Here is an 18,223-nt window from a genome sequence, read left to right as displayed (position 1 = left end):
GGTTCCGACTCTTCCCTGTGTGACTTTCTGCGGTAAGAAGGGGGTTTCCGTAAGTGGAAAACTCTCCGGGCTTCTCCGTGTGGAGGAGAACTGGTGGCGGCTTCAGGGGCCGGACGGGAGCATGGCAAGCAGCACGGGGACCACCCCGAGGCAAAGGAAGGCCGGCAGGGAACACAGGCCAAGCGGAACCACGAGCTTCACGCCCAGTGCCGCGGCCCGGCGTTCCGCGGCCCGGAACTCCTCCCGTCGCAACCGGGCAGCCTGGGCATAGAGGACCGCGGACGAGGGTGCACCGGTGAGGGCGGCAAAGGCCAGCGAGTCCCTCAGACGAAGGGCCACGGGATTCCGGACGGCGGAACTTCGCCAGGCTGTTTCCCAATCGGCCCCGATGGCCAGTGCAGCCACCACCGGCCGCAGGGAATCGCGGACGGCAGGTGCGGAGCAGGACGTAAGCAGTTCCAGGACGCGGCCGAGGCTGGCTCCGGATTCGAGGGCCGCAGCAACAAGTTCGATCATGATCGCGGTGCTTTCCAAACCCCGGTAACCGCTGCCGGCCGCGGCTCCGCCCCTGCCACTCCCGTCCCGTCCTTCATGCGCGGTGGCGCCTTCATGTGCGGTGGCGCCGCCACGGCGGCCCGGGTCCTGTTCTGCCGTTGAGTTTCGCAGCCGATGGACGACGGCCCGACGGCGGACTCCGTCTGAGCCCGGGAAGGCCAGGACAGCTGCGATAAACAAGGACGCCGCGACTAGGCCGGCCGGCAGCATTTCACCCATCAGCGTCTCCCCGGCGATTCGACGTAGTCGCCGGTGGCCGCCCGCACCAGCCGCATCGACCACCCCCGCCCGGCCACAGTCAGGACGATTCCTGCACCGAGCGCGGCGAGGCCGAACGGGTTGCCGAGCAGGATACCGAGCGGATCCACGCCCAGCACCGTACCCAGCGCGAGTCCGAACAAGGGCAACCAACTCAGCAGCCGGACGGTCGCTTTCGGCCCGGCCAGGGCAGTCTGCCTGGCGGCCTCGGCGTCGTCTTCCGCTTCAAGGTGCGCCGCATAGCGGCCGAGGACATCGGCAAGGGGGCACCCGCTCGCTTGGGCGAGGTCCAGGCAATCCGCAAGTTCGCCCCAGATCCGCCGTTCCCTCGGGCGGATCCGCGGTGATGCAGAGGCCGTCCGGATGGCCGCGGCAGCGGGGACGCCCAGCATCGAGGCCGAGCGGGCGGCGGCGAGCACTGCGACGGATTCGTTCGAGAGGCCTTGCCTAAGCTGGCGGTTTCCGCTGCCCCCGGCTCCGGATGTTTCATCGGGGTGGCCGTGCACGATCCAGGCTTCTTCCCACAACCGGGATGCGGACCGCCCGCCCCGCAACAGGGCCGCCAGCTGCTGGACCAGGACCGCAAGCGGCAGGTCTGCTTCCTTGCGGGACCGGCGGCGCCCCGGGCCTGCCGGCTTGTTACTGCCCGCGGTACGTTCCATCCCGCGGCCCGGCCCGGGGAGACAGCCGATGGCCAGCCAGGCCGAGGCCGCGAGGGCGAGAACCAGCAGGACGGTCATGCCGTCATCTCCAGGCGGGCCGCCGGCGGCGGGGCCTCTCCCGCCACCCCCTCAGGAACGGCCGGTTCTCCCGCCACCTCCTCAGGAACCGCCGGTTCTCCCGCCACCTCCTCCAAGACAGCGAGCCCGAGCCTTCCGGCCAGTTCCGGCCACGCCGGTCCGGCGGCCATCGACCTGCCGCGCAGTTCCAGCGCCGGAACCACGGCCTGGCCGGACGGCGTTTCCAGGAGCAAGCCGATGCAGCGGATGCTTCTGCCCGCCGGAGTACGTTCCACGTGGATGACGACGTCCAGGGCGCTCGCGACCTGGAGCCGGACCGCTTCCTGGCTGAGACCGGCGAGCGCGCCAAGAGCGACGATGCGGGCGGGAACGGCGGACGCCGTGTTGGCATGGATGGTGCCACCTCCCCCGGTGTGCCCGGTGTTGAGCGCCGTCAACAACTCCCGGACCTCACTGCCCCGGCATTCACCGACGATGAGCCGGTCGGGCCGCATGCGGAGGGCCTGCCGGACCAGTTCGCCGAGGTCCAGCACGCCGCCGCCTTCAAGGTTCCCGTGCCGGGATTCAAGGGAAACCACATGCGGATGGACAGGGTTCAGTTCGGCGGCGTCTTCGATGAGGACGAGCCGTTCGAAAGGGGCGCACAGGCCCAGCAGGCTGGAAAGCAGGGTGGTCTTGCCGGACCCTGTGGCGCCGCTGATCAGGAAGCTCAGGCGGCGCTCCACGATCGCTTCGAGGACGCGCTGCGTGCCGGCGTCGAACATGCCGCCTGCCCGCAGTTCGTCGAGGGTGAAGACTTCCTCCCGCCGGATCCGCACGGAGAGCAGGGTGCCGGCGGTGGAAATCGGCGGCAGCACGGCGTGCACGCGGTACCCGCCCGTAAGCCGGACGTCCACGCAGGGTGAGCCGTCGTCGAGCCGCCGCCCGCCGGCAGCCACGAGCCGTGCCGCCAAGGCACGGACCTGGTCTTCGCTGTCGAAACGGACCTCTGTCCGTTCCAATCCCCTTCCGCGGTCGGACCAGACGGAATCCGGGCCGTTCACGAAGATGTCCGTAACCGCGGGGTCACGGACCAGTTGTTGCAGCGGGCCCAGCCCGTTCAGTTCCGCGCTGATGGTGTCGACGGCGGCCAGCGCTCCCGCGGTGCCCAGCAGCCGCCCGGTGGCGTGCACGGCCGCGGCCACGCGTGACGGGGTGACGGGGCCGGCGTCGGACATCACTGTTTCCCGCACACTCTCCAGAAGGGCGGCATCGAGGCGTCTGTCGCGGCGGGTGCGTTCGCTGCGGCGCTCCTGGCTCATGCCGGACCATCCTCAAGGAGATCGAGTACCGGGGCGGCGAAGCGCCGTACGGCGCGGCGTTTCCCGTGGTCCAGCAGCCGGCCGGATTCCGCCGCGGCTACGGTGCCCCGCAGTTCGGGCAGCACCGCCTGCAGACGGAGACCCAGGGACTCGGCGATGAAGCTCCCGTCCAGGGCGCTGCCCTTGCCGCCTCGCACCACAAGGGCTGCTTCGACCGGCGGCAGGTCCTCGAGAAGCCGGGCAGCGGCCACGGCTGCCCGCAACTGGGCGGGGGCCAGCACGAGGATCCGGTCGCAATCCCAGGCAAAGGCCCGCAGGGATTCCGTGCCGCGGCCGATATCCACGATGACGAGTTCGAAGGCCCGCCGTGCGGCATCCATGACGGCGGCCACGGCCATGGCATCGGGCTGGCCGGCCGCGTCCCGTTTTCCCGGCCAGGAGAGAAAGGCGAAGCCGCCGGCCGACGGGAGGGACCCGGCGAGCTGCTCGGGATCGATGCTGCCTTTTGCGTCGGCAAGGTCCGGCCAGCGCAGGCCCGGAGTTTCCTCGGCCGCCAGGCTGAGTTCCAGCCCGCCGCCGCGGGGATCACCGTCGATGAGGATTGTCCGGACCCCCTGCGTTGACGCTTCCTGGGCCAGCCAGACGGCGGCCGTCGACGCGCCTGCGCCGCCGCACGCTCCCGTGAGGCCGAGGACCAGCCCTCCGGGCTCCGGCGACTGCGACCTGCTGAGATGTTCGGCCAGCCACGCAGCTCCGTCCGGCAGCACGGCGACCCGCTCGGCCCCCAGGACGGCGGCAAGCTGCCACAGCCCGTCCCCCTCGCCCGCCAATCCCAGCAGGATGGCAGGAGCCCGACGGCGGGGCGGTAGTTCGCGGATGTCGCTGCCGAGCAGGAGCGTCCCGGCGGAGTCCCAAGACGGCACTGCTTCTTCCGCGCTGCCCGCAATCCGCAGTCCGGCACCGAGTGCGGCAACGACCCTTTCGGTTTCGGCCCGGAGCCTGGGATTTGCACTCACCAGCAGCACGTCCACGCCCTCGGCGGGCACCCAGGGCGTTTCGGAGGAACTGCCCGGTGCCCGCGGGGGCTCCCGCCGCTTTTCCCGACGGGGAACCGTCGCCGTCCCCGCCAGCATTCCGGGCCCCGCCCGCGGGGTTTCCAGCGGGTACGCACCCGCGCCGTCTTCGTCCTGGATGTGGTGCCTGCTCATGAAGCCACTGTCCGCAGGGCGGGCGCCGGCCGGAAGGACCGCGCGCGGCTATGTGGACAAGCCGGCGGAAGCCGGCCCTGTGGAGGAACAGTGCAACAGTCCCCGCCGCATCCAGGACACCCCCCTGTCCTGAATGCGCAGGCCAGCCCCACCACGCAGGGCAAAATTGTCATCATGTATCTGCTGCTCGCCGCCCACCCGCAGGGGGCAGCCATCCAGGAAACCAGCGCCGAGGGAACGGCCCTTTCCGAACCGCAGCCCACCGGCCTCACGGAACTTCCCGCCGTCGTGCGCGGCCTGGAAAGCAGGCGGCCGCGCTGGATCTGGAACCGTACCCAGGACTGGTACCCGGCGCTGCTCGACGCCGGGGTGCGGCTGGAGCGGTGCCATGACCTCAGCCTGTGCCGCACCATCCTGGCGTTCTCCGAGTTCACCGCGCATACCGACTACGCCCGGAACGCCTCCCAGCCCGCCGTCGATGAGGAAAGCGGCATGGTGAAGGCGTTCGCTCCGCCGCCACCGCCCGCGGACCAGGGAGCCCTTTTCGAGGCGCCCGCAGCTCACAACCGGGCGCCCGGCCCGGAGGAACTCCGCACGGAGTTCGCCGCGCAGCAGCAGGCCGTGAAGGAAGCCGCAGACGGACACCGCCAGCGCCTCCAGCTGCTCCTCGCCGCCGAATCCGCCGGCGCCATGATCGCCGCGGAAATGCAGCACAGCGGTGTGCCCTGGCGGGAATCCCTGCACGAGGAGATCCTGCGCAGGCACCTGGGCCTGCGGCCGGCTCCCGGCCACCGCCCCGCCGCCCTGGAATCGCTGTGCATCGAGCTCCGAGCGCTCCTCAACTCCCCGAAGCTCAACCCGGACTCCCCGCAGGACCTGATCCGCGCCCTGCACCGCAACGGCATCGAGGTCAGCTCGACCAGGCAATGGGAACTCAAGGAGTCCACGCATCCGGCGATCGGGCCGCTGCTGGAGTACAAGAAACTCTCCCGCTTGTTCACGGCGAACGGCTGGGCCTGGCTGGATGCCTGGGTCAGCGGCGGCCGTTTCCGGCCCGAGTACGTGGTGGGCGGGGTCGTTTCCGGCCGCTGGGCCTCCCGGGGCGGCGGGGCCCTGCAGATACCGAAGCAAATCCGCGGGGCCGTGCACGCGGATCCGGGCCACAAACTGATCGTCGCCGACGCCGCACAGCTCGAGCCCCGGGTCCTCGCCGCCCTCGCCCAGGACCCGCGCCTGGCCGAAGCCGCGCGCGGCAAGGACCTGTACGCCGGCATCGCTGCCCAGGGGTTCGGCGGCGACCGGTCGAAGGCCAAGATCGCGATGCTCGGGGCGATGTACGGCGCCACCACCGGCGAATCCGGTCGCCTCATGCCGCAGCTCGCCCGCACCTATCCGCGCGCGGTGGGCTATGTGGAGCAGGCGGCGCGAGACGGCGAAGCCGGCCGCACCGTCACGTCCCGCCTCGGGCGCAGCAGCCCGCCGCCGTCGGAACGGTGGTTGCGGAGCCAGCGTTCGACAACGGCGGAAGAGCAGCGCCGCGCCGACAACCTGGCCCGTTCGCGAGGCCGCTTCACCCGGAATTTTGTGGTCCAGGGTTCCGCCGCGGACTGGGCGTCCTGCTGGCTCGCCGAACTGCGACGGCGGCTTTGGGCCTTGGGAGCGGCCGGTTCGCCGACGGGTGAACTCGTTTTCTTCCTGCACGACGAGGTCATGGTCCACGCCCCGGAGGCGGCCGTCCAGGCCTGTGTCCGGGCGGTCGAGGAGGCGGCGGCCGCCGCGACGGACCTGCTGTTCGGGACGGTTCCGCTGGAATTTCCGGTGACGGTCGCCGTCGTAGATTCCTACGACCAGGCCAAGTAGCGGCCTCCGGCTGGCGATCCGCCGGCTCCGTTCCACCCGCTCCTGCTACCGCGGGCTTCCGAAACCGCCGCTCGACAGCCCGGTCGATAACCACGCCACGCCAGCCAATGCCAGTCAAGAGACGCATCAAGACCCCGGCACCGACGCCCGCTGTAACCTACCTCACAGTAGCTTTCGGCGCCGCCTGCGACTCGTTAGCCTCGAAGGACGCGGACCGAAGCAACCGGCCGCGGGGGGATTCATGGATATGCAAGGGGGACAGCACCGTGGCTGGACGATTCGAAATTCTTAGGGGCAACGACGGCGCGTACCGTTTCAGGCTCACTGCGGCAGACGGCACCCTGGTGGCCGAGTCGCCCCAGTTCAAGCAGCTCAGCGCGGCCGTGGCGGGAATCAACGCGGTCCGGGAAAACGCCGCCACCGGCTTCGTCGTGGACTGCACCAAGTAGGGGTCACAGCCGGATCTGGTGCAGCCGTTCCTCGTCCCAGGGAATGGTCCAGCCCAGGGCATCGAACAAGCCATTGAGCACCATGGCTGTGAAGCCCCAGACCACCACGCCGTTCACCAGGAACACCGGGCTGGTGAAGGTCCTTCCGCCGCGGCTGAGGGTACCCGTGTAACGGTTGACCGGATCCAGCAGGTCCCGCACCGGGACCCGGAACACCTGGGCGGACTCGGCATAATCGACCACGCGAACCGGCGACGGCGACGCCCACCACGCCAGCACGGGCGTCACGACGAAATTGCTGCGGCTCAGCCCGACGTCCGGCATCGCGCCCAGCACCTGCACGCCGGCGATGTCCAGCCCGGTTTCCTCGACGGCTTCGCGGAGCGCCGCCGCCACCGCCGACCCGTCCCCCGGGTCGATGCTCCCGCCGGGAAACGCCACCTGTCCCGGATGGTCACCCAGGGTGTGGGCGCGTTCCAGGAGCAGGACGTCCAGGTCCGCCGGCACCACGTCCTTGGAAGATTTGGCCGGAACGTCGTCGAGCACCCCGAAAAGCATCAGCACGGCGGCTCTCCGGGCCGCGTCGGCGTCGACCTCGTCCACCGCGATCCGCGGATCGGACGCCGGGTGGTCACCGGTTTCGATCCGGGACACCAGGTACAGCAGGTCCCCGAGAGCCGTCATCGGCGGGACCGCTTCAGTTCCAGCTGGGATTCCATGCGGATCTCGGCGGCGCGGGAGGTCTCGGCCAGCAGCTTGTCGAGCAGGGCCTCCTGCCCGGGCGCCAGCTCGTACTTGAGCAGCTTGGCGGCCTTGGCCGGGTCCGTTTCGCCGGTGCCGTAGCTGGGACACCAGTTGGCGACCGGGCAGGCCCCGCAGGCGGGCCGCCGGGCGTGGCAGATCCTTCGCCCGTGGAAGACCACGCGGTGGGACAACATGGTCCAGTCCCGCGGCTCGAACAGTTCCGCGACGTCGAATTCGATCTTCACGGGATCCTCGGAGTCCGTCCAGCCAAACCTGCGGGCGAGCCTGCCGAAATGGGTGTCCACCGTGATCCCGGGAACGCCGAACGCATTCCCCAGCACCACGTTCGCCGTCTTGCGCCCGACGCCGGGAAGTGTCACCAGGTCTTCCAACCGGCCGGGCACCTCGCCGTCGAACTCGTCCACCAGCCTCGTGCTGAGCGCCAGCACGTTCTTCGCCTTGGCCCGGAAAAAACCCGTGGGCTGCAGGATGGCCTCCAGCTCGGCCGGATCCGCCTCGGCCATCGCCCGCGCGTCGGGATACTTAGCGAAGAGGATCTTAGTGACCTGGTTGACCAGGACATCGGTGGTCTGTGCGGAAAGCACCGTGGCAATGACCAGTTCGAAGGGGTTGCGGAAATCGAGTTCCGCATGGGCATACGGGTACTTCTCCGCAAGTTCCTTGTTGATCCTGCGGGCTCGGCGCTTGAGCGCCAGCGGTGTCTCGACGACGGCGGGCACGGTGATCCTGTTCAGCCGCGTTCGATGTGGCTGAGGTCGCGCAGGACGCCGAGCCTTCCGTCGGTGTTCTGGACGAGGAACTCCTCACCCCTGTCTTCGAGGGCGAGCACCCAGCCGCCCGGCTCGACCGTAAAAGCCGGGGCGCCGGTGTGCTCATTGACCGCGACACGCGGCTGGGGTACTGCGAACCAGAAGGCCTCATAGCCAGGTTCCTCGGATTCCTCGGGACGGCTGGCCGGATCCACCGTGGCACCGATCGGTTCCGCGGAGCGGGCGCGGTCGACGACGGGGTGGGCCATGGTTGCCGGGATCTCCCGGGCAGCCGCGGGCGCTTCCGGGGTCCCGGCCGCGCCCGCGGCGGGCGTGCCACCCTCGGAGTCTTCCGTCCTGCTTTCACCGGTCGCAGTGGAAGGTTCGGACACAGCGGACGGCGTGCTCGCGGCAGCAGCGGAAGGCGCGGGCGCGGCAGTACGCTCCGGCGCTGCGGCAGGACCGGGCGCAACGGCAGGACCGGGCGCAACGGGAGCAGCCGGCGTCGGGACCACTGCGAACGGGCCGCCCGAGGCGGGCGCCCCGGCAACAGGTCCGGCTGCGGCCGGGACGGCGGCGGGGCGCGCCGCCTTCTTGGCCGGCCTTGGCGCGGCCGGCTTGCGGACGGGCTCGACGGCGTCACGCGCCACGAGGTGGGCGGCGGACTCGGCGCGGCCCTTGAAGTCGTCGCGCAGGATCGGGACGTGGGGGGCCAGCACGGTCGCGGCCAGCAAGGCAAGCGCCCCGAAGAGGCCGAGCAGAAGCGACGCACTGAAGTCGACGACGATGGTCAGGAAGTAGAGGGCAACGGAGAACGACCCCACCACGGAGGCGAACTGGTCAACCGACAACGACCCGATCCGCAACGGACTCTGCGGCTGCAGGCGGCGGGTCACGAACAATCCGGCCACGGTCACCGGCAGGATGATGCCCAGGCCCAGGAAGAAGAGGTTGCTGATGCTCCAGAGGTTGTAGGGGCCGAACATCGGAAGCAGGGAGGCCACGAACAGCAGCAGGACGGCGGCGAAAACCACGATGTCGCGGACCGTGAACGGGCCGGCAACGGCCTGCGCCCGGCTTGCCTGAGCCTGGGCGGCCGACGCCCCGCCGCTCTGGGCCCCGCCGGTCTGGGCCGCGGTACCTGCCGCCGGGGAGGACTGCCCGGACGTCGGAGTCCCTTGCTTTTCGTTTTCGGGGGCTGGGTTCATCTGGGTCATGGCACGTTCTCCTTTTGCACTGCAGCGCCGGTACGGCAGCGCCCCGTGGCGGCCCACGGCGCCGGCAGCCCGATGGACGCGCAGCCGGCACCGGAGATCCTCGCTCCGGGACTTCTTCAGCCTATGCCACAGCCCTGACAGCCCCTAGCCCGGCTCCCGGATTCAGCCCTCGGGAAAACCTGGTCAGTCCGAGGACGTTGCCTCCGGGCGCGCGAGTCCCCTGAAGGGTTCCAACGCCCGGACGAAGGCCTCTTTGTTCGCTCCCCGGATGCTGGCTCCCTCAGCCGCTCGGCGCTAAATCCGCACCGCTCACGGCCACAATGTGACGGGGCACACTACCGGCGCGGCCGAGGCGATAGTGTGTATGGCGGAAAGCATTCTGCGGTCATTCCGCGGGAACACACAGCGTCGTGATCGGCCGCCGTGCGTTCCGGCGGCAGCCTCCCCGCAGCGAAGATCGACGAAGATGAGGTCCACATGTCCCAGGACGCCAAGGAATCAACGGCCACCGCTGCCCCCGCCACCGACGACGGGAACGGCGACGCCCTGGAAAACCTGCTGCACGAGAACCGGAAGTTCGCCCCTTCCGCGGAATTCGCCGCCAACGCCATCGTGGACGCCGGAGACTATGCCGACGCCGCGCAGGACCGCCCCGCGTTTTGGGCTAATCAGGCCCGCACCCTGCTGAGCTGGTCCAAGGACTTCGACCAGGCGCTGGACTGGTCCAACCCGCCGTTCGCGAAGTGGTTCACCGGAGGCGAAGTCAACGCCGCCTACAACGCCCTGGACCGGCACGTGGAGAACGGGCTCGGGGACCGGGTGGCCATCCATTTCGAGGGTGAGCCGGGCGACTCCCGCAGCTACACCTACGCGGAACTGACCGAGGAGGTCAAGAAGGCCGCCAACGCCTTCGAAGCCCTCGGCGTCACCAAGGGCGACCGGGTGGCCGTCTACCTGCCGATGATCCCCGAGGCCGTGATCACCCTGCTGGCCTGCGCCCGGATCGGTGCCGTGCATTCTGTGGTGTTCGGCGGCTTCTCCGCCGACGCCCTGCGCTCCCGCATCGATGACGCCGAGGCCAAGCTCGTGGTCACCGCGGACGGCACGTACCGGCGCGGCAAGCCCTCGCCGCTCAAGCCCGCCGTGGACGAGGCCCTGGCCAAGGAAGGCCACACCGTGGAAAACGTTGTGGTGGTCAAGCGCAACGGCGAACCCGTGAACTGGGTCGAAGGCCGGGACAAGTGGTGGGCGGACACCGTGGACACGGCCCCGGCCGAGCACACCGCCGTCGGGCACGACTCCGAACACCCGCTGTTCATCCTCTACACCTCCGGCACCACCGGAAAGCCCAAGGGCATCCTGCACACCACCGGCGGCTACCTTACCCAGACCGCCTACACCCACAAGGCCGTGTTCGACCTGCACCCGGAGACGGACGTGTTCTGGTGCACCGCCGACGTCGGCTGGATCACCGGGCACTCCTACGTCGCCTACGCGCCGCTCGTCAACGGAGCCACCCAGGTCATGTACGAAGGCACCCCGGACTCCCCGCACCAGGGCCGCTGGTGGGAAATCGTGGAAAAGTACAAGGTCTCCATCCTCTATACCGCCCCCACGGCGATCCGCACCTTCATGAAGTGGGGCAAGGACATCCCGGCCAAGTACGACCTGTCCTCCATCCGCGTGCTCGGCTCGGTGGGCGAACCCATCAACCCCGAGGCCTGGATGTGGTACCGGGACGTCATCGGCGCCAACGGCGGCACCAAGGACAACCCGGCCCCGATCGTGGACACCTGGTGGCAGACCGAAACCGGCGCCCAGATGATCGCGCCGCTGCCCGGCGTCACCGCCACCAAGCCCGGCTCCGCCCAGGTTCCCCTGCCCGGCATCGCCGTGGACGTGGTGGACGAACTCGGCGAATCCGTGCCCGACGGGCACGGCGGCTACCTTGTGGTCCGCGAACCGTGGCCCTCCATGCTCCGCGGCATCTGGGGCGACCCGGAACGTTTCAAGGACACCTACTGGTCCCGCTTCGAGGCGATGTACTTCGCCGGCGACGGCGCCAAGAAGGACGAAGACGGGGACATCTGGCTGCTCGGCCGCGTGGACGACGTCATGAACGTCTCCGGCCACCGGCTCTCGACGACGGAAATCGAGTCCGCGCTCGTCTCCCACCCCTCGGTGGCGGAAGCCGCCGTCGTTGGAGCCGCGGACGAAACCACCGGACAGGCCGTCGTCGCGTTCGTCATCCTCCGCGGCGACGCCGTCAACAACGGCGAGGCAACCGTCCAGGAACTGCGCAACCACGTGGGCAAGGAAATCGGCCCCATCGCCAAACCCAAGCACGTGCTCGTGGTCCCCGAACTGCCCAAGACCCGCTCCGGCAAGATCATGCGCCGCCTTCTCAAGGACGTCGCCGAAGGACGCGAAGTCGGCGACGCCACCACCCTCTCCGACCCGACAATCATGCAGCAGATCGCCGAATCCCTCCGGAAATAGGGTCCGGCAAGCACCCGCCAAGCGGCGCTCGAAAGGCGGCGGTTCCCCGACGGGGTACCGCCGCCTTTGCCATAAACAGGCCCGCGACCCGGAATGTTATTTTTAGTTCTTTCCTGTTCCCTTTTGGGCGTATATAGTCAAAGCCTAGTGAGATAACTCACATGCACCACGCTTTCAAGGGAGAGAACATGGCAGCGACAAATGACCCGTTCGAAGCGGCCCGCAACGCCGGCCCCGGACGCCGCACCATCCTGAAAACACTCGGCATCGGAGCTGCCGGACTGGCCGGAATTCCTTTGCTCGCTGCCTGCACCGGCGGTTCCGGACCCGCCCCCGGAGCCACCTCGAACAGCCTGACTTTCGGCTCCGGCTCTTCGGATGACGTCCCCAAGGCCGCCTATAAGGCCGTCACCGACGCCTTCACCAAGAAGTCCGGCATCACGGTCGCTACCAACGTGGTCCCGCACAACGATTTCCAGAACAAGATCAACTCCTACCTGCAGGGCAGCCCCGACGACGCTTTCACCTGGTTCGCGGGGTACCGCATGCAGTACTACGCGGGCAAAGGCCTGCTGGCTCCCGTGGACGACGTGTGGGAAAAGATCGGCGGCAACTTCTCGGACGCCATGAAGAAAGCCTCCACCGGACCCGACGGCAAGATGTACCTGGTCCCCAACTACAACTACCCGTGGGGCTTCTTCTACCGGAAGAGCTTCTGGGCCGAGAAGGGCTACGCGGTCCCCACCACCTTCGACGAGCTGAAGACCCTCGCAACGAAGATGAAGGCCGACGGCCTCATCCCGATCGGCTTCGCGGACAAGGACGGCTGGCCGGCCATGGGCACGTTCGACTACATCAACATGCGCCTGAACGGCTACCAGTTCCACGTCGACCTCACTGCCCACAAGGAGAGCTGGGACCAGAAAAAGGTCAGCGACGTGTTCGACACCTGGAAGGCCCTCCTGCCGTTCCAGGACCCTGCGGCCCTCGGCCAGACCTGGCAGGACGCGGCCAAGGCCCTCGGCGCCAAGAAGACCGGCATGTACCTCTTGGGCTCCTTCGTGACCCAACAGTTCACCGATCCCGCGGTGCTGGCCGACATCGACTTCTTCCCGTTCCCCGAAATCGCCGTCGAAGGCACCGATGCCGTGGAGGCCCCCATCGATGGCCTGCTCCTGTCCAAGAAGGGCGGCGACAACCAGGCAGCCCACAACTTCCTCGAATTCATCGGCACCGCCGAGGGCCAGAACGCCTACTCGGCGGTGGACGCCTCCAACATCGCCACCGTCAAGGACGCCGACACCTCAAAGTTCACTGCGCTGAACAAGAAATGCGCGGACACGATCGCCAACGCCAAGTACATCAGCCAGTTCCTCGACCGCGATGCCCTCCCTGCCATGGCGAACAACGTGATGATCCCGGCGCTGCAGTCCTTCATCAAGGACGGCACGGTTGACGTCAAGAACCTCGAAGCGCAGGCCAAGACCCTCTACGCCGCCCAGTAACCGGTGGTGCACACCGAAGGAATTCCCATGAGTACTACCGCCGAAAAGCCGGCCGCACCGGACAGCGAACCCGGCGCGGCCGGCCAGACCCTGGCCGCATCAGTACGCCGCGGCGTCGGGAAGCGGCCCATCCGGACTGGCAGGGTCCGCAGGCTCACGCGGCGGGACAAGCTGGTCCTCACGGTCATGGTGGGCCTGCCCACCCTGATCCAGCTGCTGCTCGTCTGGCTGCCCACGCTGTTCTCCGTCGCCTTGAGCTTCACCCGCTGGAACGGCCTGGACCTGAAGGACATCAAACCCGCCGGGACCGAGAACTACCGCTTCGTAGTGGAGGACTACCCGCCGTTCTGGCCCGCCATGCAGCACAACATCCTGTGGCTGGTCTTCCTGGCTTTGGTCGCCACCCCGCTGGGACTGCTGCTGGCCGTGCTCCTGGACCAGAAAATCCGGGGCAGCAAGATCTACCAGAGCATCTTCTTCACCCCGGTGATGCTGTCGCTGGCGTTGATCGGCATCATCTGGCAGCTGTTCTACAACCGGGACAGCGGGCTGCTGAACTACCTCCTGGGCACCGCCGGCACCCCGGCGGCCGTGGACTGGTTCGGCGACTCCAACGTCAACATCTGGGCGGCCATGGTGGCGGCCACCTGGCGGCACGCAGGCTACGTCATGATCCTGTACCTGGCCGGACTCAAGGGCGTGGACCCGTCGCTGCGCGAAGCCGCATCGATCGACGGCGCGAACGCTGTGCAGACGTTCTTCCGCGTAGTGTTCCCCGCGATGCGGCCGGTAAATATCGTGATCGTGGTCATCACCATCATCGAGTCGCTGCGGGCCTTCGACATCGTCTACATCATCAACCGCGGCACCAACGGCCTCGAGCTGATCAGCGCCCTGGTGATCCAGAACCTCGTGGGCGAAGGCCAGGTGATCGGCGTCGGCTCCGCCCTCGCCGTGATCCTGCTGGTCATCTCGCTGATCCCGATCGTCTTCTACCTCATCCGTACCTTCGGCAAGGAGAGCAAGGCATGAGCACCCTCGCCAACCCCGCTCCGCGCACTACCGCGCCCGGGGGCATCCCGCGCAGGACAGGCAGACGCCACTACGGCACCCACATCTTCCTTGCGGTGATGGCGGTCATGTGGCTGGTCCCCCTCGTCTGGGCCCTGTTCACGGCCCTGCGGCCCAAGGCGGACACGGACAAGTACGGATATTTCAGCGTCGGCGGCGCCTTCAACTTCGACAACTTCGTGCAGGCCTGGACGCAGGGCGGGTTCTCGAAGTACTTCATGAACTCCGTGCTCATCACCGTCCCCTCGGTGCTGCTGACGCTGCTGTTTGCCTCCATGATGGCCTTCGCCGTATCCCGGGTGAGCTGGAAATTCAACATCACCCTGCTGATCATGTTCACGGCGGGCAACCTCCTGCCTCCGCAGGTCCTCGCCGCTCCCCTGTTCGAAATGTTCAAGCACCTCACGCTGCCGTACTCCTTCAGCGACTCCGGCAACCTCCTGAACACCTACATTTCGGTGATCGCGGTGGACACGGCGTTCCAGATCGGCTTCTGCACCTTCGTGCTGTCCAACTACATGAAGGCCCTTTCCTCGGACCTCACCGAGGCCGCCCTGGTGGACGGTGCGGGGATCTGGCGGCAGTACTGGAACATCATCCTCCCGCTGTGCCGGCCCGCCCTCGCAGCCCTGGGCACCCTGGAAGTCATCTTCATCTACAACGACTTCTTCTGGCCCCTGCTCTTTATCCAAAGCGGCGACCGGCTGCCCGTCACCACGGCCATCAACAACCTCCAGGGCCAGTTCCTGAGCAACTACAACCTGCTCGCGGCCGGTGCCACCATCACCGTGATACCCACCCTGATCATCTACCTCGTGCTGCAGCGCCAATTCGTGGCCGGCCTCACGCTCGGATCCAGCAAAGGATAAGAACGCATGACCATGGACTACATCGTCGACAAACTGGGCGGCCGGATCGCCTTCGGCGGGGACTACAACCCCGAACAGTGGCCGGAGGAGGTCTGGAAGCATGACGTCGCCCTCATGAAGGAAGCCGGCGTGAACCTGGTGAGCGTCGGCATTTTCAGCTGGGCCCTGCTGGAGCCCGAGGAAGGCCGCTACGAGTTCGGCTGGCTGGACACCATCCTGGACCTGCTCCACGCCAACGGGATCAGCGTGGACCTCGCCAACGCGAGCGCCTCTCCCCCGCCGTGGTTCAGCCGGAAGTACCCCGACTCACTGCCGGTGGACGCCGACGGCGTGCGGCAGAGTTACGGTTCCCGGCAGGCCTTCGCTGCCTGCTCGCCCGACTACCGCCGGGCGGCAGCAGCCCTGACGACGGCGATCGTCGAGCGTTACGCGGGGCACCCCGCCGTCGTGATGTGGCATGTCCACAACGAGTACGGCTGCCACAACCAGCCGGATTTCGGCCCGCACGCCGAGCGCGGCTTCCAGGAATGGCTGCAGCGCAGGTACGGCAGCTTGGACGCCCTCAACGAGGCCTGGGGCACGGCCTTCTGGTCGCAGCACTACTACGACTGGGCGGAGATCCTGCCGCCGCGCCGCTCCGGGACCTGGGTGAACCCCACTCAGCAGCTGGACTTCGCGAGGTTCTCCTCCGATGCGCTGCTCGAGTGCTTCACTGCGGAGGCGGACATCATCCGGGCCCGTTCCGAGCACCCCGTCACCACCAACTTCATGGGCTTCAACATGGGCCTGCACGCCCCCGTGGACTACTGGCGCTGGTCCGGGCACATGGACGTGGTGTCCAACGACCACTACCTGATCGCCGACGACGCGCGGAACTTCCAGGACCTGGCCATGACCGCGGACCTCACCCGCGGCTGGGCGCAGGGGAAGCCGTGGCTGCTCATGGAGCACTCCACCTCGGCAGTCAACTGGCAGCCCCGGAACGTCGCGAAGGGGCCCGGGGAAATGCTGCGCAACTCCCTCCAGCACGTGGCCCGCGGAACCGACGGCGTGCTGTTCTTCCAGTGGCGGGCGTCCCGGGCGGGGGCCGAAAAGTACCATTCCGGACTCGTCCCGCATGCCGGCCGGGAGACCAAGGTGTGGCGCGAGGTGGTGGAGCTCGGCCGCGCCCTGGAGCGCATCTCGGCGGTGGCCGGCTCCACCGTCCAGGCCGAGGCCTGCATCATCCACGACACCGACGCCCGCTGGGGCAGCGAACTGGACTCGCACCCCAGCGAGGACGCCCGGAACCTCCCCGAAACCCGGCGCTGGCACGATGCCCTCTACCGGGCCGGCATCACCACGGACTTCCGGCAAAGCACCGACGATCTCTCCGGCTACAAGCTGGTGATCGCGCCGATGCTGTACCTGGTCACCGACGAAGGCGCCGCGAAGCTGCACGAGTACGTGGACGGCGGCGGCACCCTGGTGCTCACGTACTTCTCCGGCATCGTGGACGAAAACGACCACATCCGCCTCGACCCGGTCAACGGCGGCGGCTACCCCGGGGCGTTCTCCGAGCTCCTGGGCGTGAGCATGGAGGAATTCTTCCCCCTGCGCTCGGGCGACGCCGTGGGCCTGACCCGCTTCGGTTCCGGGACGTTGTGGAGCGAGCTGGGCACCGCCCGAGGCGCGGAAGTGCTGGCAACGTTCGACGCCGGCACCGGTCCCGGCGGTTCAGGCACCGGAGGTTCGGGCACCGGCAGTTCCGGCGTCGGGGGTTCGCCGGCGGTGACCCGCCGTGCGGCGTCCGCCGGCCGGGGCGCCGCCTATTACGTTGCCACAAGCCTGGGGCGCGAAGGGCTGGCCGAGCTGGTGGAACTCCTCTGCGAGGACGCCGATGTGAAGCCTGTGCTGGGCGTCCGGCCCCCGGAAGACGTGGAAATCGTCCGCCGGAGCAACGGCGACACGGACTGGACCTTCGTGATCAACCACGGCCCACAGGAGGCCACGGTGCCGCTCTACGGCGTCGATCTCCTGGCCGGGGCACCCACCGGAGGTACGCTAAACCTTACTGCCGGGGGCGTCGCCGTCGTCGAATCGTCCCGCTAGCCCGCCACCCACCGTCCAGAGAGGCTCCGATGCTCCAGGCCGCCCGCCATACCGCCATTGTCGACGCCGTCCAGCGCGAGCGCGTCGTCCGCGTCACGGACCTGGCGCAGTCCCTCGGCGTCTCCGCCATGACGGTGCGGCGGGACATCGAAAGCCTCGAAGAAGCCGGGCTCGTGGAGCGCATCCACGGCGGCGCCAAGCTGCCCGGGGATGCCCGCACCCACGAGCCCGGCTTCGAACAGAAATCCACGCAGGCCATCACGGAGAAGCAGGCCATCGCCGCAGAAGCGGCCAAGCTGGTCAAGGAGGGCTCGGCCATTGGCCTGAGCGCCGGCACCACCACCTATGAGCTTGCCAAGCTGCTGCTGGACGGGCCGCGGATCACCGTGGTCACCAACTCGATCAGGATTGCCGAGTTGTTCCACCATGACCCCGGCACCGGACGGCGCGGCACCTCGGTGATCGTCACAGGCGGGGAGCGCACGCCCTCCGATGCGCTGGTGGGGCCGATCGCGACGTCGGCCCTGAAGCAGCTGCACCTGGACACCCTGTTCCTCGGTGTGCACGGCATGGACGCCCAGGCCGGCTTCACCACGCCGAACCTGCAGGAAGCCGAAACCAACAAGGCCTTCATGGCATCCGCGCGCAACGTGGTGGTCCTGGCCGACAACAGCAAGTGGGGCACCGTGGGCATCGCCTCGATCGCCGGCCTCGAGGACGCCGATGAGCTCATCACCGATCCCGGGCTGGGCGAGGAAGCACGGCGTGTGCTGGCCGACGGCGTGGGGAAGCTGCGGATCGCGGAAGCCTAGTTCCAGCACCGGACGACGGCGGCCGCCCACCCTTGTCCCCTGCAGCTCCCAAAACACGCTTCGCGTGCTTCGGGTCCCGCGCTGCTGTGGGCCCTGGTGGGCGGCCGCTTTTCGTGGTGGCCTGTGGTGCCGGGGCCGGGTTTGTGGGGGTCAGTTGGTGGTGTATCCGTGGGGGTTGTTTTTCTGCCAGCGCCAGTGGTCTTCGCACATTTGGTCGATGGTTTTGGTGGTGGACCAGCCCAGGTCGGCCAGGGCGGAGGACGCGTCGGCCCAG

The 18,223-nt window shown here is 68.3% G+C and carries 15 protein-coding genes and 1 pseudogene; 8 read left to right on the top strand and 8 right to left on the bottom strand.

Features of this window, described 5'->3' with window-relative positions:
* Window positions 1–102: 102 nt before the first annotated feature.
* The 4 genes from BLP88_RS03485 to ssd are packed head-to-tail and all read right to left on the bottom strand — an operon-like array spanning window position 103 to window position 4,062.
* A complete protein-coding gene (locus tag BLP88_RS03485) occupies window positions 103–765 on the bottom strand; it encodes a type II secretion system F family protein (RefSeq protein WP_084110789.1) in 663 nt (220 codons plus the stop codon).
* An 8-nt stretch (window positions 766–773) separates the two neighbouring features.
* The gene (locus BLP88_RS03480) at window positions 774–1,553 is read right to left on the bottom strand and encodes a type II secretion system F family protein (protein ID WP_074586930.1); all 780 of its coding nucleotides are present in this window, start codon (window positions 1,551–1,553) and stop codon (window positions 774–776) included.
* A complete protein-coding gene (locus BLP88_RS03475) occupies window positions 1,550–2,854 on the bottom strand; it encodes a TadA family conjugal transfer-associated ATPase (protein WP_074586928.1) in 1,305 nt (434 codons plus the stop codon). Before BLP88_RS03475 ends, BLP88_RS03480 begins: the two co-directional genes overlap by 4 nt.
* A complete protein-coding gene (gene ssd / locus BLP88_RS03470) occupies window positions 2,851–4,062 on the bottom strand; it encodes a septum site-determining protein Ssd (RefSeq protein ID WP_084110750.1) in 1,212 nt (403 codons plus the stop codon). The genes BLP88_RS03475 and ssd overlap by 4 nt, the downstream gene beginning before the upstream one ends.
* A 174-nt stretch (window positions 4,063–4,236) precedes the next feature.
* Here ssd and BLP88_RS03465 point away from each other — a divergent pair, with 174 nt between their 5' ends.
* Window positions 4,237–5,922, top strand: coding sequence for a bifunctional 3'-5' exonuclease/DNA polymerase (locus BLP88_RS03465; protein WP_074586926.1), 1,686 nt, complete (start codon window positions 4,237–4,239; stop codon window positions 5,920–5,922).
* A 266-nt stretch (window positions 5,923–6,188) separates the two neighbouring features.
* On the top strand, window positions 6,189–6,371 hold the full coding sequence (locus tag BLP88_RS19075) for a YegP family protein (RefSeq protein ID WP_074586924.1): 183 nt from the start codon (window positions 6,189–6,191) through the stop codon (window positions 6,369–6,371).
* 3 nt (window positions 6,372–6,374) lie between these two features.
* On the opposite strand, the gene BLP88_RS03455 is transcribed toward BLP88_RS19075, so the two are convergent.
* From BLP88_RS03455 to BLP88_RS03445, 3 genes are read right to left on the bottom strand one after another with little or no spacing between them, the layout of a single operon-like run.
* Window positions 6,375–7,055 (bottom strand): NUDIX hydrolase, encoded by a 681-nt coding sequence (locus tag BLP88_RS03455; protein WP_074586922.1) that lies wholly within the window; start codon window positions 7,053–7,055, stop codon window positions 6,375–6,377.
* Complete coding sequence (gene nth / locus BLP88_RS03450) at window positions 7,052–7,855, bottom strand: endonuclease III (protein ID WP_074586921.1); 804 nt, start codon at window positions 7,853–7,855, stop codon at window positions 7,052–7,054. Before nth ends, BLP88_RS03455 begins: the two co-directional genes overlap by 4 nt.
* A gap of 11 nt (window positions 7,856–7,866) precedes the next feature.
* Window positions 7,867–9,102, bottom strand: coding sequence for a hypothetical protein (locus BLP88_RS03445; protein WP_074586920.1), 1,236 nt, complete (start codon window positions 9,100–9,102; stop codon window positions 7,867–7,869).
* Between the two features lie 477 nt (window positions 9,103–9,579).
* Between BLP88_RS03445 and acs the strand changes: the two genes are divergently transcribed.
* The 6 genes from acs to BLP88_RS03415 all read left to right on the top strand — a co-directional run bounded on the left by acs (window position 9,580) and on the right by BLP88_RS03415 (window position 17,949).
* A complete protein-coding gene (gene acs / locus BLP88_RS03440; RefSeq protein ID WP_074587205.1) occupies window positions 9,580–11,601 on the top strand; it encodes an acetate--CoA ligase in 2,022 nt (673 codons plus the stop codon).
* A 188-nt stretch (window positions 11,602–11,789) separates the two neighbouring features.
* The gene (locus BLP88_RS03435) at window positions 11,790–13,106 is read left to right on the top strand and encodes an ABC transporter substrate-binding protein (protein WP_074587203.1); all 1,317 of its coding nucleotides are present in this window, start codon (window positions 11,790–11,792) and stop codon (window positions 13,104–13,106) included.
* 27 nt (window positions 13,107–13,133) lie between these two features.
* A complete protein-coding gene (locus tag BLP88_RS03430; RefSeq protein WP_139163286.1) occupies window positions 13,134–14,138 on the top strand; it encodes a carbohydrate ABC transporter permease in 1,005 nt (334 codons plus the stop codon).
* Window positions 14,135–15,046 carry a carbohydrate ABC transporter permease gene (locus BLP88_RS03425; protein ID WP_074586918.1) on the top strand — a complete coding sequence of 304 codons (912 nt, stop codon included), beginning with the start codon at window positions 14,135–14,137 and terminating at the stop codon, window positions 15,044–15,046. The genes BLP88_RS03430 and BLP88_RS03425 overlap by 4 nt, the downstream gene beginning before the upstream one ends.
* 6 nt (window positions 15,047–15,052) lie before the next feature.
* Entirely contained in the window at window positions 15,053–17,137 is a 2,085-nt protein-coding gene (locus tag BLP88_RS03420; protein ID WP_139163285.1) for a beta-galactosidase, read from the top strand.
* A 29-nt stretch (window positions 17,138–17,166) separates the two neighbouring features.
* The gene (locus tag BLP88_RS03415; RefSeq protein ID WP_074586917.1) at window positions 17,167–17,949 is read left to right on the top strand and encodes a DeoR/GlpR family DNA-binding transcription regulator; all 783 of its coding nucleotides are present in this window, start codon (window positions 17,167–17,169) and stop codon (window positions 17,947–17,949) included.
* 150 nt (window positions 17,950–18,099) lie between these two features.
* Here BLP88_RS03415 and BLP88_RS19070 read toward each other — a convergent pair.
* A pseudogene (locus tag BLP88_RS19070) lies at window positions 18,100–18,223 on the bottom strand (UDP-glucose 4-epimerase GalE); the annotation flags it as partial.

It is taken from the genome of Arthrobacter cupressi (assembly GCF_900099975.1).
GTDB classification, from domain to species: Bacteria; Actinomycetota; Actinomycetes; order Actinomycetales; family Micrococcaceae; genus Arthrobacter; species Arthrobacter cupressi.
Note: the sequence above shows the minus strand (reverse complement) of the source record. Positions and strands in the feature narration are given on the sequence as shown.